Annotated in this window: 17 protein-coding genes and 2 pseudogenes; 5 read left to right on the top strand and 14 right to left on the bottom strand. The window is 59.2% G+C overall.

Annotated features, from left to right (window positions below):
* Positions 1-184: 184 nt before the first annotated feature.
* Entirely contained in the window at positions 185-685 is a 501-nt protein-coding gene (locus tag FN060_RS21380) for a GrpB family protein (RefSeq protein WP_142589952.1), read from the bottom strand.
* A gap of 148 nt (positions 686-833) precedes the next feature.
* Here FN060_RS21380 and FN060_RS21375 point away from each other — a divergent pair, with 148 nt between their 5' ends.
* Positions 834-1,265 carry a GNAT family N-acetyltransferase gene (locus FN060_RS21375; protein WP_183949855.1) on the top strand — a complete coding sequence of 144 codons (432 nt, stop codon included), beginning with the start codon at positions 834-836 and terminating at the stop codon, positions 1,263-1,265.
* A 117-nt stretch (positions 1,266-1,382) separates the two neighbouring features.
* On the opposite strand, the pseudogene FN060_RS21370 reads toward FN060_RS21375, so the two are convergent.
* From FN060_RS21370 to FN060_RS21345, 7 genes and pseudogenes are all read right to left on the bottom strand, one after another.
* Positions 1,383-2,143, bottom strand: a pseudogene (locus FN060_RS21370) (MauE/DoxX family redox-associated membrane protein).
* A gap of 42 nt (positions 2,144-2,185) precedes the next feature.
* Positions 2,186-2,333: pseudogene (locus FN060_RS23315) on the bottom strand (DUF411 domain-containing protein); the annotation flags it as partial.
* Positions 2,334-2,343: 10 nt separating this feature from the next.
* Entirely contained in the window at positions 2,344-3,429 is a 1,086-nt protein-coding gene (nirK, locus tag FN060_RS21365) for a copper-containing nitrite reductase (RefSeq protein ID WP_142589950.1), read from the bottom strand.
* A gap of 206 nt (positions 3,430-3,635) precedes the next feature.
* On the bottom strand, positions 3,636-4,949 hold the full coding sequence (locus tag FN060_RS21360; RefSeq protein WP_142589949.1) for an MFS transporter: 1,314 nt from the start codon (positions 4,947-4,949) through the stop codon (positions 3,636-3,638).
* A gap of 106 nt (positions 4,950-5,055) precedes the next feature.
* Positions 5,056-5,241 carry a DUF2933 domain-containing protein gene (locus FN060_RS21355; RefSeq protein ID WP_142589948.1) on the bottom strand — a complete coding sequence of 62 codons (186 nt, stop codon included), beginning with the start codon at positions 5,239-5,241 and terminating at the stop codon, positions 5,056-5,058.
* A complete protein-coding gene (locus FN060_RS21350; protein WP_244665922.1) occupies positions 5,238-7,361 on the bottom strand; it encodes a copper-transporting P-type ATPase in 2,124 nt (707 codons plus the stop codon). Before FN060_RS21350 ends, FN060_RS21355 begins: the two co-directional genes overlap by 4 nt.
* A 118-nt stretch (positions 7,362-7,479) precedes the next feature.
* The gene (locus tag FN060_RS21345) at positions 7,480-8,967 is read right to left on the bottom strand and encodes a multicopper oxidase family protein (RefSeq protein ID WP_142589946.1); all 1,488 of its coding nucleotides are present in this window, start codon (positions 8,965-8,967) and stop codon (positions 7,480-7,482) included.
* Positions 8,968-9,080: 113 nt separating this feature from the next.
* Here FN060_RS21345 and FN060_RS21340 point away from each other — a divergent pair, with 113 nt between their 5' ends.
* Positions 9,081-9,374, top strand: a complete 294-nt coding sequence (locus tag FN060_RS21340; RefSeq protein ID WP_142589945.1) for a hypothetical protein — start codon at positions 9,081-9,083, stop codon at positions 9,372-9,374.
* 323 nt (positions 9,375-9,697) lie between these two features.
* Here FN060_RS21340 and FN060_RS21335 read toward each other — a convergent pair whose 3' ends face one another.
* A complete protein-coding gene (locus FN060_RS21335) occupies positions 9,698-10,000 on the bottom strand; it encodes a DUF982 domain-containing protein (protein WP_142590144.1) in 303 nt (100 codons plus the stop codon).
* Between the two features lie 372 nt (positions 10,001-10,372).
* On the opposite strand from FN060_RS21335, the gene FN060_RS21330 reads away from it, so the two are divergent.
* Positions 10,373-10,840: an Hsp20 family protein gene (locus FN060_RS21330; RefSeq protein WP_142589944.1), complete on the top strand. Its 468-nt coding sequence runs from the start codon at positions 10,373-10,375 to the stop codon at positions 10,838-10,840.
* A gap of 307 nt (positions 10,841-11,147) precedes the next feature.
* Here FN060_RS21330 and FN060_RS21325 read toward each other — a convergent pair whose 3' ends face one another.
* From FN060_RS21325 to FN060_RS21305, 5 genes are all read right to left on the bottom strand, one after another.
* Positions 11,148-11,567 carry a hypothetical protein gene (locus tag FN060_RS21325; protein ID WP_142589943.1) on the bottom strand — a complete coding sequence of 140 codons (420 nt, stop codon included), beginning with the start codon at positions 11,565-11,567 and terminating at the stop codon, positions 11,148-11,150.
* The gene (locus tag FN060_RS21320; protein ID WP_142589942.1) at positions 11,567-11,950 is read right to left on the bottom strand and encodes a hypothetical protein; all 384 of its coding nucleotides are present in this window, start codon (positions 11,948-11,950) and stop codon (positions 11,567-11,569) included. The genes FN060_RS21325 and FN060_RS21320 overlap by 1 nt, the downstream gene beginning before the upstream one ends.
* 8 nt (positions 11,951-11,958) lie before the next feature.
* Entirely contained in the window at positions 11,959-13,419 is a 1,461-nt protein-coding gene (locus tag FN060_RS23310) for a hypothetical protein (protein WP_244665905.1), read from the bottom strand.
* Positions 13,420-13,736: 317 nt separating this feature from the next.
* The gene (gene dinB / locus FN060_RS21310; RefSeq protein WP_142589941.1) at positions 13,737-14,858 is read right to left on the bottom strand and encodes a DNA polymerase IV; all 1,122 of its coding nucleotides are present in this window, start codon (positions 14,856-14,858) and stop codon (positions 13,737-13,739) included.
* Between the two features lie 7 nt (positions 14,859-14,865).
* Positions 14,866-15,120: a hypothetical protein gene (locus FN060_RS21305; protein ID WP_142589940.1), complete on the bottom strand. Its 255-nt coding sequence runs from the start codon at positions 15,118-15,120 to the stop codon at positions 14,866-14,868.
* A gap of 257 nt (positions 15,121-15,377) precedes the next feature.
* On the opposite strand from FN060_RS21305, the gene FN060_RS21300 reads away from it, so the two are divergent.
* Together FN060_RS21300 and FN060_RS21295 are read left to right on the top strand one after the other, a co-directional pair.
* Positions 15,378-16,136, top strand: a complete 759-nt coding sequence (locus FN060_RS21300; protein ID WP_142589939.1) for an ImuA family protein — start codon at positions 15,378-15,380, stop codon at positions 16,134-16,136.
* Positions 16,054-17,568: a Y-family DNA polymerase gene (locus FN060_RS21295; RefSeq protein ID WP_142589938.1), complete on the top strand. Its 1,515-nt coding sequence runs from the start codon at positions 16,054-16,056 to the stop codon at positions 17,566-17,568. The genes FN060_RS21300 and FN060_RS21295 overlap by 83 nt, the downstream gene beginning before the upstream one ends.
* Positions 17,569-17,576: the final 8 nt, after the last annotated feature.

Raw genomic sequence — 17,576 nt, 5'->3', positions numbered from 1 at the left:
TAGAGAATTCAAAGGTAAGTTTGCTAAACCATTGAAATTGTGCGAGAATCCTGGGTTGGATGAGTGCAAGTTGCTTTTTGAGGCACGTAGCTGACCCCTACCTTCGCCCCAGAGGTAGCCTCCGACGGACCACGTCCGGTAGTGGTGTAATCGGCGTCAAGGCGGCTGTCGGCCCAAGCGGTTCTCAGGCCTCCGGTGGCGGTCCTACCACGGCATCGATGAAGGGGGCTTTGTCGGCTAGGTATTCTTTGATGCCGCTCTCATTTCTCGCCTCGAGTTCCAGCTTCAGACGCTGATACTTGTGCCGTAATTTGCCGTCCTCCCGGAGCATGTCACGAAAGCGTAGCATCCTGAAGACCTGCCAATGCCCTGGCCGACACACATGAACCTTATGGGTCCGGATGCCTCCAACATCACGTCGGTAAAACATGTGCCCAACTGAGAGGTTCTTTCCTCTCTCGTATCCAAGCGACGCCATCTCCTGATCAACCCGATCTTCATCTTGATGATCTGACACTACCAGGAGGTCAATTTCTGGCTTCGCGGCAAGACCAGGGACCGCCGTGCTTCCGACATGCTCAACGTCCACCTGCGGTGCAAACACCCTCTGCACGCGGACCTTTTCAGCATCGAACAGGCTTGGCCATCGAGCATCGTAGGGTGTTATTTTACTGGTCAAAGCCATTGTAGCCCCCTCAGGCGGTCAGAAACTACTGCGTGTGAGCATGATTTCAAAGGACGTTATGGCGCTTCTGCGCCATAATGGCCGTCGGCTCGAAGCAGACGCTGACTTTCTTGATAGACAGCTCTGTTGGCGAGCATACTTTGTTCGGATGGCCAACTACGTACTAACCTTGGTTGAAGACGCTGCCGATGCCGCTGCCTACGATCAGATAAGGCACCACGTCTTATTCGGTGGGAGCCACGCGTATATTCGCAACGGCCCGGAGGAGGTCAAAGACGAGAATCTGTCGCTCCTGCTGAAGCTTGACGGAATACCGATAGGTACCGTGCGCCTCGATCAGAAAACGGATAAGAAGGCCATCGTGAGACTTGTGGCAATTGTCTCCGATTTACAAAGAGCTGGGCATGGCACCGCCCTTATGGGCTGCCTCGAAGGGCTCGCAACTACGCTAGGTATCAGGGAGCTTCTCGTCTACGCACGTCCCGCTGCATCAGGATTCTATCTAAGGCTTGGGTACACGCCTTTCATCTTCGATCCAGACAACAAAGAGAGCATCCAGCTTCACAAGATGATCTCATAAGTCATCGCGCTTTTGCGTCACGGCAGAACTCGGCCCAAAGCGGACATGGCCTATGCCGCTAAGTTTAGGCACTACAGTACCCTCGTGAGTCGGGGCTCGGCGTCTCTTGCTCTGTTACTACATCGCGTGACCAGGCGTCAGCCCAGTCGAAGCGAGTGCCATCCAGATCGCCATGGCGATCATCATCAGGTTCTCAGTCAGCGAGATGAAGCCGAGCGGTACGTTGCTCGATTCGCCAACGCAGGCGCACTTCAGCTCCCGTCTGCCGATGTAGACCGCCTTGAAGACCAAGACTGCTCCAATGGTGCCGATGAATAGCGCCACCGGGACAGAGAGCCAGTTCGCCACTCCCGCCACCATTAGAAAGCCTGCCAGCCCCTCCGCGTAAGGATAGATGTAGTTGTAGGGTACCCAACGTTTAGCCAGGAGGTCGTAGTTCAGGAACATGGTCGCGAAGCTCTCGACGTTCTGGAGCTTCAGCATCGCCAGGACGACCATTGAAAAAGGCGATGAACCACTCCGCTGCGCACAGTGTGAACGGGTCGCCCAGGATGGCATCGCTTGCAGCGAGAGCCATCAGAGCCGTCAGCGTAAACAGAACGATGACCGGTCGATAGGTGGTCGCCTTGGGGTCAGCCACCGACTTGCCGAGGAACCTGCGCAGGTCATCGTGGCCGCCCACACGGTAGCCGCTGACAATACCTGCGGGGTGGTCGAGACACCATGCTTCGCCTTAAACGCATCGGTCTCTTCACGGGTGGTCAGGTGGTGGTCCTCGACCTCGTAGCCAGAGCGGCGGAGCAGGTCCTTTGCCTTCAGGCCATACGGGCATGTATGACCGGGCATGACCATTCATAGAGGATGGCCTTGTTTTCCAGTAATGCGTCTTTGCGGCGATTCCCCTTGCAGCGGCGAATGCTCTAGCTCGGTCTCACCGCAAGATAGACGCAAGGTGCTGAACTGTCGAGGCACGGCCCTCACGTCATAGCTAGCCCGTGGGTCATCCCCCATGAAAAGCGAGCCGGATGGCATACCCGCCACGGCAAGCGCGGAAAGCGGTGGACGTTCGCGAGAAGCTTCAGTGCATCTCGTGTTTACCGTGCTCCGCCTGGGCAGTGGGTGTCATTGCTGCTTTGAAGATGTCCGTCCGCTCCTCACCTTCGACTATTAGCTTTCCCACCAAGCCACGCGCTGCCCGTGACAAAGCATGGTCCACCAGCGCGTACTCACCAGGAACGTCCATGGTCATGTCGACCACCGCAGCGCCGCCGGGCGGTACCGTGATGGTCTGCACGTCGGACAGCGGCTCCGCCGTCAGCGACGCGAGTTGATAGACCTTGTCAAAGATTTCGCCGATTACGTGGAAGCTCGACGTCTTGTTGGGGCCGCCGACACCGAAGTAGATGCGCACAGTCTCTCCAACCTTCGCGGTCAGCGCGTTGTCTCCGGTGAGCGCGTTGGCTGCGCCGTTGAAGACATAGTATTCCGGCGTCTCCTCCATTAGCCTGTCGAGGCTCTCCGTCAACTTGCCCTTCGTGCCATAGGGCTCCTCCGTGTAAACCTCGCCTTGCATCACGTAGAATTCGCGGTCCACCGGAGGAAGACCACCTTCCGGTTCCACCAGGATCAACCCGTACATGCCGTTGGCAATATGGTGTGCCGCAAGCGGTACGGCGCAGTGGTAGACGTAAAGGCCCGGCTTCATTGCTTTGAAGGTGAAGCCCTTGTTCTCGCCGGGTGCGGCGTCCGTCGCCTCCGCTCCGCCTCCCGGTCCCGTGACCGCATGGAAGTCCACGCTGTGGCGTTCACTGCTATCGGCAAGGTTGGTTAGTTCAACTTCGACGGCGTCGCCGACTCTTGCTCGAACGAACGGGCCCGGTACCTTCTTGTTGAAGGTCCAGTAGTGGTAGGTTGCGCCGTCCGCCAGGCTGCCAGTAACTTCGACCGTGTCGAGCTTCACCTTGATCGTTTCCGGTCCCCTCGCACCTACTGGCGGAGCAAGGTCTGTCGCCGCCCGTACGATATCGAGGGGAGCAGTAGCGGTCCCGTTCGCCGCCGGATGATTGTGGGTGGCGTCGGCCAGCACCGGCAATGCCGTGGCCGACAGTAATGCCGTGGCCGACAGTGCGGCGGCGATGGCGGGGAAGAGCGTGTGGCGGATCATTACTTCGTCCTGTGACATCTGACTTCGTCAGCCTTTATTGGACACTACGCCGCCGGCTCATCCTTGCGGTACCGCAAACAGAAGTCCTGCTCGCATGTTCGTGATCATCTCAAGGTGCCGGTTCGCCCATGGTCGGTTAGCGGATGGTGATCCACCAGACAGGCAGGTAACGAGTGCTGGGATAAGGGGTAGCAACTTAGCTTTTGTCAGCGCGGCCATTCGGGATGCAGAGGGTCAATCAGGATGGCGTGGCTGTGGCGATGGCGGCCACGACGCGTCCCTTCCTGCAGATGCGGGTCCTGGTCAGGCAAGTCCTCATGACTGTGCTCGATCTCCAGGTCCGCTGAGGAAGGCCATAGGTAGAGTGCGGCGACAAGTCCAGTCACAGCGATAACCGACAGGACAAGCGCCGTTTCACCGAGGCCGATTGCGGCCCCCAGCCATCCGGCAAGCGGATAGGTGAAGAGCCAGCAGGCATGCGACAGGGCAAACTGTGCTGAGAACATGGCTGGACGATCTTCCGCATGGGAGGAACGACGAAGCAGGCGGCCCGATGGCGTCTGAGCGGCGGAGTAACCGATTCCCAGCACGTACCAGATCAGAAGCAGCGAAGAATAGGTTTCGACAAAGGCCGTCGTCACGAGCCCGGCAACCAGAATCCCCGAGCCTCCCGCCATCACCGGACGGTCAGGCAATCGATCCAGCAGCTTTGGAAGGGCGAAGGCCGCCAGCATGGAACCGCCACCGAAGGCCGCAAGCGCTAGTGCCGTGTCCTCCTGCCTCAGACCGAACTGCGCCTGGACGAAGACGACCGTGTTGACGATGACCATTGAACCCGCTGCAGAGACGGCCAAGCTGATCGCCAGCAGTCCCCGCAGTCTTGGAGTGGCGAGGTAGAGACGGATACCGCGCGTAGTTCTGTTGTAGATGCTGCGGCGCTCGGACTTGGCCGCCTTAGGTAGGACGACCGATACTACCAGTGCGGCAGAGGCAAGAAAGCCGATCACCGTTCCGCCGAACAGGGAATGAAACGAGACGGCCGTCAGAAGGAGTGCCGCCAGAGCAGGGCTGAGGAGGCTTTCCAGATCGTAGGCCAGCCGGGAAAGCGATAGGGCTCGCGTATAATCCTTCTCCTCGGGGAGCACATCCGGGATCGTCGCCTGGAAGGTCGGCGTGAATGCTGCCGAGGAAGACTGCAGTACGAAGATCAGGACATAGACCTGCCAGACCTCCGTGACGAACGGCAGGCAAAGCGCCACGCCCGCCCGTATGAGGTCTAGGGTTACCAGCATGGGGCGGCGAGGGAGAACTTCCGCGAATGCTCCCGCTACGGGAGCGACACCCACATAGGCGATCATCTTTATGGCAAGTGCCGTCCCCAGAACTGCGCCTGCTTCCGCGCCAGCGATGTCGTAGGCAAGAAGGCCGAGCGCGACGGTCGCGAGCCCGGTCCCGATGAGCGCAATGACCTGCGCCATGAACAGGTGCCGGTAGGTTCGGTTCTTTAGGATGTCCAGCATGACGACAATCCGTTCGGTGACTACAGGTACTTCTTGATCGGTCGGAAGCCGTGCATCGCCTCGACGATGCCGACCAGCCTATCGGGTGATACCGACCGCTTGTAGGTCACGACCGGTGATCCTTGTGGTCGTGACCGCCATGTCGATGAAACAGGTGTATCAGTGGGCAGGCCAACAGGATCAGGTAGGGCAAATACCCAAGCACATGCCCCCAGTGCTCACGAAGGACGTAGAACAACAGGATCAGCGCCAGGGATGCGGCCATCAGCAGGAGCGTGCGGTTGGGTGTCATATCTTCAGGCTTCTCAGGCGAAGGGAGTTGGCGATGACGCTGACGGAGGACAGTGCCATTGCCGCTGCCGCGATGATCGGTGAGAGCAGCAGACCAAAGACCGGATAGAGGACGCCCGCCGCGACAGGCACGCCTGCCGCATTGTAGATGAAGGCAAAGAAGAGGTTCTGCCGGATGTTGCTCATCGTTGCCCGGCTCATCTGCCGTGCCCGGACGATCCCCTGCAGGTCTCCTTTCAGGAGTGTCACGCCTGCGCTTTCGATTGCGACGTCGGTTCCGGTCCCCATGGCGACACCGACATCGGCTGCGGCAAGCGCGGGAGCATCGTTAACACCATCGCCCGCCATGGCGACGATCCTGCCTTCACTGCGCAAGCGCGAGACGATCTTGCTCTTGTCCTCGGGCAGGACTTCCGCCTCCACCTCGGTAATCCCGAGGCGTCGCGCGACTGCCTGAGCAGTCGTCTTGTTGTCGCCCGTCAGCATCACGACCCGAACACCGTGTTCGACGAGCGCCTTTACCGCATCCGGTGTCGTCGGCTTGATGGGATCGGCAATGGCAAACAGACCTGCCAGCCTGCCATCGATGGAGGTGAATATGACGGTTGCGCCTTCGTTGCGCAGCTCCTCCGCCTTCGCGGTCATGGCGCTGACGTCGACACCCTCTTCCTCCATGATGCGGTGACTGCCGAGGATCAGCCGCTTTCCCTCGACCGTCCCCGTCACTCCCTTGCCCACAGGGCTGTCGAAATCGATGGCATCCCCCAGGGTGATGCCACGCTCACCGGCCGCGTTGACAATCGCGAGTGCCAGCGGATGTTCGCTTGAGCGTTCGACCGTCGCGGCCAGCCGCAGCAACTCCTCTTCCGACATGCCTTCCGCTGGCGCGATGGCAGTGACCTTGGGACGTCCCTCTGTCAGGGTTCCCGTCTTGTCGACGACGAGCGTGTCGACCTTCTCGAAGCGCTCCAGGGCCTCGGCGTTCTTGATCAACACGCCGAGACCAGCTCCCCGACCGACACCGACCATGATCGACATAGGTGTCGCAAGCCCAAGGGCACAGGGGCAGGCAATGATGAGAACAGCGACGGCTGCCACCAGGCCATGAGCGAAACGAGGCTCAGGCCCATAGATCATCCAGGCGGCGAACGCGACGAGCGCAACCACGATGACGACCGGAACGAACCATCCCGAGACTTCATCTGCGAGGCGCTGGATAGGTGCGCGAGAGCGTTGGGCGTCCGCGACCATGCGAACGATCTGGGAGAGCATCGTGTCGCGTCCGACCTTGCCTGCCTCCATGATGAAGCCGCCGGTCTGGTTCATGGTGCCGCCGATGAGCGTCGACCCGACCTCCTTGGTGACCGGCATCGACTCGCCGGTGATCATGGATTCATCCACCGAGCTGCGACCCTCCAGAAGCACACCATCGACAGGGACTTTTTCCCCCGGTCGAACCCGGAGGCGGTCGCCGACCGCCACGGCATCAAGATTGACATCCTCGTCAGTTCCATCGGCAAGAACCCGACGTGCCGTCTTTGGTGCCAGATCGAGAAGCGCGCGGATCGCCCCGCCTGTCTGTTCGCGTGCCCTCAGTTCCAGAACCTGCCCGAGCAGGACCAGGACGGTGATGACGGCGGCCGCCTCGAAGTAGACGGCGACCGAACCCTCTTCCGCGCGGAACGTGTCTGGAAAGACGCCTGGCGCAACCGTCGCGACGACACTGTAAACCCAGGCGGCACCCGTCCCCATCGCAATCAGGGTGAACATGTTCAAATGACGGGTCACCAGGGACTTCCAACCCCGTTCGAAGAAGGGCCAGCCTGCCCAGAGCACAACCGGTGTCGCGAGTACCATCTGCAGCCAGTTCGACGTCTGTGGCCCCAGCAGCATGTGGAGGTTCGTGAGATGGCCACCCATCTCCAGAGCAAGGACCGGGATGCTGAGGACGAGGCCAATCCAGAACCGTCGGCTCATGTCCACCAGTTCCGGACTTGGCCCCGTTTCCAGGGTCGCCACTTCCGGCTCCAGTGCCATGCCGCAGATCGGGCAGTTACCGGGGCCGATCTGCCTCACCTGCGGATGCATCGGGCAGGTGTAGACGGTGCCTTCCCCCGGCATGGCCGGGGGAGGTAATTGCTTCTCTGCCACCTGATGGCGGTGCTCTTGGTCATGCTCTGAATGGTGATCATCGTGAGCATGATGGCCGTGATGTTCGTGCTTCATCTCCGCCCTCCGATCAGATCGCGCGATTATAGGACACGAAGGACATCATCCCCGCCGCCATGTGGTAGAGGTGGTGGCAGTGGAACGGCCAGCGGCCGGGGTTGTTCGCATCGAACTCGATGGCAACCTCTGCCATGGGAGGAACGTGAACCGTATCTCTCACGGCTCCGCGAATGCGTTGTCCGTTGATGCCGACCGCCTGGAAGTGGTGTCCGTGAAGGTGCATCGGATGCGCCATCATCGACATGTTGCGCATGACGATGCGAACCCTTTCGTCGGGATTGGCGGCCATCGCATCGCCGCTGATCCCCCATGAGTAGCCGGTCATGCTGCCGGAGAGGATCAGAGGATAGGTCTTCGTTGCGGGCCGCTCGTCCAGAGGTGACGCCGCTTTAAGCATCGCCTCCAGTGAAAGGTCGAGGACCGGTCCGGCGGAAGAAGCTCTTGTGGCGACCTTCGAAATGGACGCGTCAGCCGTTGCAAGGATGACCCCTGTTTGCTCCTCAGAGCCTTCGCGCAAGGCAAGGATCGGAAGCGACACAGGGCCCGGTGGGAGTTGCAGCACGATATCCAGCCGCTGGCCCATGCTGATCGGGAAGCGGGTGCCGGTGACGGGTTCGATGGCCATGCCATCGACGGCGGCCAGACTTCCCACGACGGTTCCCGTGTCGATGGTGAAGGCGGTCGCCGTTGCACCATTGATAATGCGTAGCCGAACGCGGCCACCCTTCTCGACCTGCACGATCTCCGGATCGTCCAGCGTGCGGTCATTGGCGAGGTACGCATCATACTCGATGTCGTTCAGGTCCATCATACCCATGCCGCCCATGCCCATGCCGCCCATCGTCATGCCACCCATAGGCATGCCGCCGCCGTGCATTTGCGCCATGTTGGACATCATGCTCCCGTGATCCATCGGCATCGAGCCGCCACCGTGTCCGCCGCCCATCGCGGAACCTTGCTGCAGTTCCGCCAGCAATTCCTCCGGCGACCTGAACGAGAAGTCGTGGAGAAGGATCACGAGGTCCTGCTCGTCACGGGCGCGGTCCTCCGCCGTCCGCACGATAAGGGGCGCTGCCAGCAGGCTTTGTTCCTGCAGTGTATGGGCGTGCATCCAGTGGGTGCCGCCGCCTGCGAGATCGAACTGGTAGTGCCGTTTCTCTCCTGCCGCGAGGAGCGCTGCCGGATTGTCGGGGACACCGTCCATCTCCCATGGAGGGGTAAGCCCATGCCAGTGAATGAGCGTCGCTTCATCCGTCGTGTTGGACAGCATCACGTTGAAGCCGTCCTCTGCGTCCAGGGTAAGGCCGCCCTGTCCATTGCCTTGAACGAGGCCGAAGACGCTGGCGGATCGGCCATTCACTTCAATGGAGCGCTTGGTGACTGCGAGTTCGATGGGTGACAGAAGTCCTGCGCTAGTGAGCGCCCAGGACTTCTGTGCAAGGGGTGAGATAGCTGCCGCACCGACGGCGAGCGTCTTCAGAAATTGACGACGAAACATGACGTTCTCTCGATCTTCTTGGCCGTGATCGGCCCAATGGTGGGGATGGCCCGCCAGCGGCGAGCAGTTCATCAACCAATGGATCGAGGGGGTTCGAAGCCGGGAGACGGGTCGTGGCCAGCGACATCGTCAGTGATATCCAGGAGCCTGGTCAGAAGCAGGACCGCATGAACCGATCCTGCGGGCTGCGCAGCAACCGCGAGGCAGAAGATGCAGATGGCGCTGCAGCAGTTCTGGTTGGGAGAATGCTCGGGCTTGGAAGTCGCGTCGCCTGCATCACCGTCCACTATCTGGTGGTGTCCGTCCAGACAGGTCTGCGGAGCCGCATGCGTAACCGGCGCACTGAACACGAGGGCAACAGCAAGGAGCGCCGCGAGCAGCCTCCATGCCAACGCTCTCTGTGCTAGCCTGCGCATCGTCGATCCTCCGTCATCTCACCATGCCACGCCTCCCATTGTGCACCTTGATCTTTATCAATGTTCGGGTGCGGTTCTGGTCGGTGGTGTCGCCGCTTGGCAGACCGTCTGTTCTCGACGCTGATGCTTCCAACGTGGGAAGGTCAAGTCCGTCACTCAGATGAATGTGTGCACCTGCCACGTTACCATATCGATGTGTGGTCGGAGGTCCGCGCCTGGTGCAAAACGGCGGCGGGACCAAGCGAAGCCGCCTCTGCGCCTATGGGCCTTGATGAAGGCGAGAGGCAGCTTTCTTAGCCTCTCGCTCCAACGCATTAGAGCGCTGCCCTGCCACTACCGCCAACAGGCCTGATCATCCAAGGCTTCACAGCAGGTTCCTTAGCAAGGATACCCTTCTTCTTGGCAAAAGAGCGTATCGCATCGCGGGCTGCCCGAAGAGGTTTCAAACCGTCATGTGCCATGTAGCAGGTCCTCAAGGCCGCTTCATGGATCAGGTCCCGGTCTCGTTCTGGCCAACCCTCCAGGTAATCAATCGCGTCCTCCACGGCCGCAATCTCGCGAACGAGGTTCTTTTGTTCCTTCAGATACACCGGACGATCAAAGAGCTTTGAGATCATTTCTACCTCACTGATTCTGTTTGTGATCAACAAGGACGGCGTTGTGCCAACGCCGATTATCCATGTGGTTTGCCGCGTTCTTCTGTTCAAGTCAGAACACCACTCAGGTCACTAAAGCTGATAGGAAAACCGTATATGTCAAAGGGCGCGAACGTAGGCGCTTACTGCACATCAAGGCAGGGGGGCGGGTAGCTGTTGCCCCATACCTGAGCGGGATTACGCAGCGGCGAAAAATTTCATCCGAGGTTCTTGAACAGGCATTTTTCGCCAACCAGATTCTTTGCATCGGCAGCCTTGGTAGGGGCCGATAGGCCGGAGACGCAGGTTTTCGGTGGCGTCTCCAATCCATGTTGCTTTACGGAGGATATGGTAATGAGAACGGAACTTGATTTCGCACCCCTCTACCGGTCCAGCATTGGCTTCGACCGTGTGTTCAACCTTCTCAATAACGCGCAGCGCCTGCAGGCGGTTGACCTCTGGCCACCCTACGACATCGTCAAGCTTGGCGATGACGAGTATGCGATCACCATGGCAGTCGCAGGCTTCAGCCAAAGCGATCTCGACGTGACCCAGGAGCGCAACGTCCTGATCATCAAAGGGTCGAAAGCAGAGAAGAAGGAAGGGGAGTACCTACATCGGGGCATTGGCGGGCAGTCGTTCGAGCGTCGCTTCGAACTGGCTGACCATGTTCACGTCGAGACGGCGTCGCTCTCCGACGGTCTCCTGCGAATTGTCCTAAAGCAGGAAGTCCCGGAGGCGATGAAGCCCCGGCGAATCGAGATAGGCAATGGGACGGCGGCCCCGCCGCTGCAGATTGAGTCTGACAAGCAGGTCGCCTGAACTCGCTGAACTTCCCAGATAAAGGAAGACCACGAATAGAGGGCCCGCGTAGGGCGGGCCCGCCATTCGCACTGCATTCAGTCAAGCGGCACCCCGTGTTTCTCAGCTTTGATGGCCGCTATTGGCGCAAAGCGAACTTGGCGACCTGGAAGGTAAGGGTAGTTTCGCGCCCGCACTTCGGTCATTACAAATGTAGTCCGTATGCCTGAAGTCGCGGTTCCGTCGGCCCACCACGGGTCCGCAATGGGCGTGACGCTGGCATCAACCCTCCGCCGTGCCCGATGTATCCCCTAAGAGTGATCTCTCACTACGTTTCTTGTTCGTCATCTGCCTTGTATTCATCTTTAAGGTGTTCGATCAACTCTGCAGTGATCCAATGATGACCATAGCCAGGAACGTGCTGATAGTGCCTATCCCTGAATGATGCGAGGGCCGACTTGAATTGCACCATTACCAAGACGGCATCACTGACTTGTGGTAAGTCGTCGTCATCGAGAGTATCGAGATATTTTGCATCTGGCTGACCTTCGAGGACGACCAGCAGGTTATCAAGAACTCGGTTCACGATCTTGACTTTTCCCGCACTCATAGATGCGTCTGGCTTCTTCTTTGAAAGCTCCTTCACTTCGTCGAGCAAAGACGCGAAAACGTCATGACTCGCCTCGTACTCTGCAACCTTAGCGTCTGTAGTAATGTACGAAAAATGGTAGTCATCTTCAAATGCCATTACTTTCTCCCAATCTTCGTCGGCGGGCCAGATCGGATGTCACTCGGTTCGCCATCAACTACATACTTCCACACACCATAGGCAAACCTAACATTATCGGATCGAAATCGTTCAGCTTCCTCCATGTATTGCGAGATGACCATGGTTACGTCGCTCGTAGACGGAGCATCGTCAGAATCAAACTGATTAAATTCTTCGAAGGGCTTGTATTTTTCCCCAAGTACTTCGTTGCCCATCGCCAACACGCGATTTATGAATTTTAGCTTGAAAGGATTTACTGCGTCATTCGGGCTTTTCTTGGCGAGTGCACCTATTTCGGCGTATAGCCCTTGCAATTGACCGACGAGTTTTTCGAGTCGCTCTACATCTTCTATGCTGTCCATGAATTCTCCTATGGGCAAGCGCGTCGAAACTCGACGTATTTCTTGTTCAGGATGTCGAGCGGCGAACGCTGTTTACTGTCAAACACTTCCACCATCTGCTCTAGGTCTGCGTCGGTAAGGGTGATCACGGCTTTCCGCTGCCCTCCCCATAGATTGACCGTGCGCGCAAATTCTGCGCGCTTGAGCGGTTTCCGTGTGACGAAAACTCCGAACTTGCCAAGCTCGTCTGTCAGGTATCGGTTGATCTGGTCGATATGCGTTCGCTCAATGGCCGCCACGTTCTTCATCTCGAACGTGACTTGCCGCGACCCGTAGTCGTCCATCAACTCTTGTAGGAGGGGCGTCGAGCGGGTGTTGTAAAAAATCAAGTCGCGGATCGACACCCCGTCGTCCGTGCGTGCCTGCTCCTGTGCGAAGTCAAGGTTTGGATAAAACAGTGACGGGAGCAGTCGCCCGACCAACTGTTCATACTTCACATCTGCCCCATTGGTTTTTCCCGTCGGAAGTTTCTTTATCTCCGCAAGGACCCGCTTGGCCGAAGTGACAGGGATTTGGGAAAACAGCGGATCGTTTGCGCAATCGGCTGCCGTTCGCTCTTTCAACTGGATATACTGGTCGATAACACCGTAATTTTGGCGGTTATAACTTAGAACTCGGACACGCGTCAGCTCCTCAACTTTGTGCGAAATCTCATCTTGCGGACAGTGTTTTTCAAAATACTCATCATAGCTAATCCATGGAGCAAATCGGAGCCACCGCTTCGGCACAAAGATGATAGGCGAGTCCTTTTCAGGGTTCACGGGCAATGGGACGCCTGCTTCCCGTTTAAAGCGACCCGAGCGTGAGTCATAAACATGTTCGACAACGCACTCCTGCGTTGGAATGCCAAGTTTGGTGCATTGCTCAATCGTGAAATCGATTAGAAACGACTTTAGAAAATTGCAGGCAATATCGGAAATGCGGTCTTTTGATATTCCTTCGATGAAGAATTGGATTTCCTCGAAGTGTCGGAACCCGCTTTCCTGGTAGCGTGGAACCGCTTTGAATAGGTCGATGACCTCGCGCGCTTTATCTGCGCCAATCCGCTTTCCTTTTCGGGTCAGGGAGGTGCCCAAGCCGACTTCGTCGCATTCGGATGCTATAACTAAAGTCTCGATTGCTTGAGCTTCGTTGCCTTGCGCGGCGAGAACTCCAAGGTAATTGAAGGCATTGATCAGGCCCGTGTGTAGCGCCTGATCCTGTTGAGAAGGCGACCGCCATAGCATAAAGGGGTCAAGGTACAGGGGAATGTCCTCGTCCAGAAACGGAATCGCAAAGTCGAGATCGACCTGCGCGGCGTGAATCCCATGATAGTCCGTAAGACGAGGACGAATAAGCAACTTGGCAACCGTATGCTGAGGCGTTGCTCCCAGCGATAGCAATATAGGACACAGTCGGCAACCGTAGGGCGTCTGCTGCGTCGGGTTCAACTGGCTGATCGTTTCAGCGCGGGCCAGAGCGGCGACCGTCCGCTCTGGCCGGACAGTACCGCTGCACGATAGTAGCTCAATGTACGCTTTGCCGAATGGCGTTCGCACGATCCGCACACGGCCCCGCTTCGACTATCACGTCCTTATGCAATGTCCGCTAGTGGCGCAAAGTTGCCGCCGCCTACGAGTGGCGGATAAGCTTCAATGTGATCTGGGATTCCGAGCGTGTGCCGACCGTACCCATCACATGGAGGCGCAGACGGAGCAACAGCTCATCCATGGCTAGTTTATTGAGGTGGCTGTTTCACTTGATCGCGTTATAGTCCTAGATCGAACTGCTGGCTAGAAGCCTCGGGGCCCGCTCGCTCTAACATGGAGAGGGTGACGCCGAGCAGCCTTACGCCTTTGTCGCTCGGGAACTCGCTTACCAGGATGGTGTCGCAGATTTCTCGGATCAGAGTGGCTGAAGAAATTGGTGCATTCGTTGAGCGGCTGCGCGTGATCTGCTGGAAGTCAGCATACTTGATCTTGACCGTGACGGTCCGTGGGCGGATGTCGTTGCTATCGCAGTAGCGCCAGACCTTGTCGATCAGCGTAACGATCTGGGCCTGAGCCGCTTCCAGGCTGTGGATGTCCTGGCGGAAGGTATCTTCGGCACCTACCGACTTCCGAACCCGGTTCGAGCGGACCTGGCGCTCATCGATGCCACGGGACAGGCCATAGAAGTAGGGGCCTGACTTCCCGAAGTGCCGGAGGAGGAAGTCGAGCGACTTCGACTTCAGATCAGCGCCGGTTTCAATGCCTAGCCTATGCATCTTCTCGGCTGTTGCCGGACCGACGCCGTGGAACTTCTTGATCGGCAGTGCCTCCATGAACTTCGGGCCGTTCCTTGGCGTGATCACCGCCTGGCCGTTCGGCTTGTTGAGGTCAGAAGCCATCTTGGCGAGAAACTTGCAGTAGGAAATTCCGGCTGACGCGTTGAGTCCGGTGACCTGCTTGATCTTCGCCCTGATCTCATGCGCGATCTCGGTCGCGATCTCCTGTCCCTTCAGGTTCTCCGTCACATCGAGATAGGCTTCGTCGAGCGACAGAGGTTCGATCAGCGTCGTGTATTCGGAGAAGATTTCCCTGATCTGCAGTGAGACCGCCTTGTAGACGTCGAAGCGGGGTCGCACGAAGATGAGGCCCGGGCACTTCCGGAGTGCCGTGACCGAAGCCATAGCCGAGTGGACGCCGTAGGTGCGGGCTTCGTAGCTTGCCGCCGCAACAACCCCGCGTGCCTCTCCATGGCCCACAGCCACAGGCCTACCGCGAAGCTCGGGGTTGTCGCGCTGCTCGACCGAGGCATAGAAAGCATCCATGTCGACATGGATGATCTTGCGGGCGGGACGCGCCTGCTCCTGCTCGCATGGTTCCGCTTCCTGCTCGACCCCATCCATTATCGCACTAAACGTCCGGGTCGAGGCATGGAAAGCGTGTCTGGCAGCGGTCGCCGTCTGTGCTCACCAGGCGGTCGCAACCCATCGCTGCGATCCTGCGCAGCCGCGCAAACGTGATGCTCGCGCCATGCTTCTTGACGAGGATGGCTCGGTCGAGCTGGCCGGAGCGCCCACAGGCTGGGCACTCTACAGCGATGACGGCATGGCGCACCTGCCGCAGCGTCGCGTTCAGGTCCAGCGGCTTTGACGTGGTCTTGCTCATGTCCTTCCCTCCCGCCAATCCACAGCCTTCGACGCTTTGGCGGCTGACTAAAAGAATCTTTGGGGCACTTGGTGGCTCCGCAGACTTGTTACCAAGCTGATTCAGCAGGATGAATCTTCGCCGACGCTAAAATACCCTCATCATGGCCTGCTTTGACCCGCTTGACTCTTCCTTCGTAGCGGAACAAATACAGAACATCAACATTTTAAGGGACATGAAGTCTCACCCAACGCGAGCCTTGAGGAGGGTCGTGAACGATGTCGCATGCCCAGGCCTCACGGGTTGTCGAGGAGTTGAGAATCCGTATCGCGCACCTTGAAGGGAGCGTGTCGCGCAAGGCCGTTGTCCTGCCGTTCGGGGTGCCAGAGCTGGACGAACGGCTGCCGGGTGGTGGGCTTGCCTATGGTGCCCTGCATGAGGTTGCGGGTGGCGGTGCAGGCACGGTGGATGGTGCTGCCGCAGCCTTGTTCACGGCAGGGATTGCGGCCCGTGCCAAAGGGAAGGTCCTGTGGTGCTTGACGCGCCCGGACCTGTTTGCGCCAGCCCTGTCGCAGGCGGGGCTTCATCCGGATCGCGTCATCTACTGCGATGCGGATCGGGAAGAGGATGTGCTCGCTTCCATGGAGGAGGGCCTGTCTTTTGGCGGACTGGCAGCCGTCGTCGGCGAGCTTGTGAGGCTGCCGATGACGGCGTCTCGTCGGCTGCAACTGGCGGCCGAGAAGACAGGGACGCTTGGACTGGTGGTGCGCCGTTGGCGGCGGCAGACGGAGGCCTCCGATTATGGTCAGCCGACGGCCTCTACCACACGCTGGCGGATCAGCGTCTTGCCATCGGAACCGCTTCCAGTGGCGGGTGTCGGACGAGCGCGGTGGCTGGCGGAACTGATGCGGGTGAAGGCGGGCGAGTGCGCCGAGTTTGAGTTAGGAGCCTGCGATGCCAAGGGTCGTGTCTGTCTACTTCCCGTATCTGGCGACAGATCGGATACGTCGTCATGGCGAGGGAGCCGTACCGGTTGACCAGCCACTGGTCGTCATCTCCCGTAGTGGCGCAAAGCGCTGGATATCGACAGCCGACACGGCCGCCAGGAAGTTGGGCCTGAAGATCGGCATGGCTGCGAGCAAGGCGCAGGCCATGGTCGCCAATCTGCATATGGTTGATGCTGATCCTGTCGCCGATGCAGCAGCCGTTGAGCGCCTAGCGCTATGGGCACTTCGGCAGTATAGCCCGGTCGTCGCCGTGGACGGGGTCGATGGCATTGTCATGGATACCGAAGGAGCCGATCACCTCCAGGGTGGCGAGCAGTTACTGATCTCCGGCATCGTCAACGGGCTGAGGGGCAGGGGGTTGACAGCCCGTGCCGCTGTTGCCGACACCTGGGGTGCTGCTCATGCCCTCGCTCGACTGACGACTGCCGAGACCACGGTGGTGCCACGGGGCGATGTCACCAAAGCCATCACAGGACTTCCGATCCACTGCCTGCGGCTACCGCCTCCCGTAATTCAAGACCTGAGGGTGCTTGGCGTGGAGACGGTCGGTGAACTGTCGGCTTTGCCGCGTGCGCCGCTGACGCTGCGTTTTGGTCCAGAGGTCGGCCGCCGTCTCGATCAGCTCTTCGGTCGTGTTGCTGAACCCATTGAGCCGCTGCGCACCCCTGAACTGGTGGAAGTGGCGCGGAACTTCCAGGAGCCGATTGGGGCAGCCGAGACCATCGCCAAATACATCCGGCGGCTGGTCGCCCAGTTGTCCGCAAAGCTGGAGGAGCGGGGGCTCGGCGTCCGTCGCTCCGACCTCATCATCCATCGGGTTGACAATACCCGTCAGTCTCTTCGTGCAGGCCTTGCCAAGCCTGTGCGCGATCCGACACGGCTGGCCAAGCTTCTGTGTGATCGCATCGAGAAGATCGATCCCGGCTTCGGCATCGAGCGGATGGTACTGGTAGCAATCATCGCGGAGCCTCTGGAGGAGAAACAGGGCGCAAGCGCACTGGTCGAGGAAGAGGTGGTGGATGTAACGCCGCTTGTCGACATCCTCGGCAATCGCGGCCAGCGCCTTTACCGCGTCACACCTGTCGCCTCCGATGTTCCCGAACGCTCCGTAAGGCGTATTGGTCCAACGGCCGTGGAAACGGGTGCCGACTGGGCGGCGAAGTGGCCAAGGCCGTCACGCCTGCTCGCGTACCCGGAGGAGATCGAGACCATGGCGGTCCTGCCCGACCAGCCACCAGTCGTCGTGACCTGGCGCGGCAAGCGCCGCCGTATCCTTCGCGCCGACGGGCCAGAGCGCATCTTCGGTGAATGGTGGCTGCGTCCGTGCGAGATGCAGGCGGTGCGCGACTACTTCGTCGTAGAGGACGAGCAGGGCGAGCGGCTCTGGGTCTTCCGCGCAGGCGACGGTGTCGACACCGGAACGGGTTCGCACAGGTGGTTCCTGCACGGCATCTTCGGGTGAGGTCTTCG

The sequence above is a fragment of the Pseudorhizobium halotolerans genome, from assembly GCF_902153235.2.
In the GTDB taxonomy this organism is placed as follows: Bacteria; Pseudomonadota; Alphaproteobacteria; order Rhizobiales; family Rhizobiaceae; genus Neorhizobium; species Neorhizobium flavum.
This window is presented reverse-complemented; position numbering and strand designations above follow the sequence as displayed.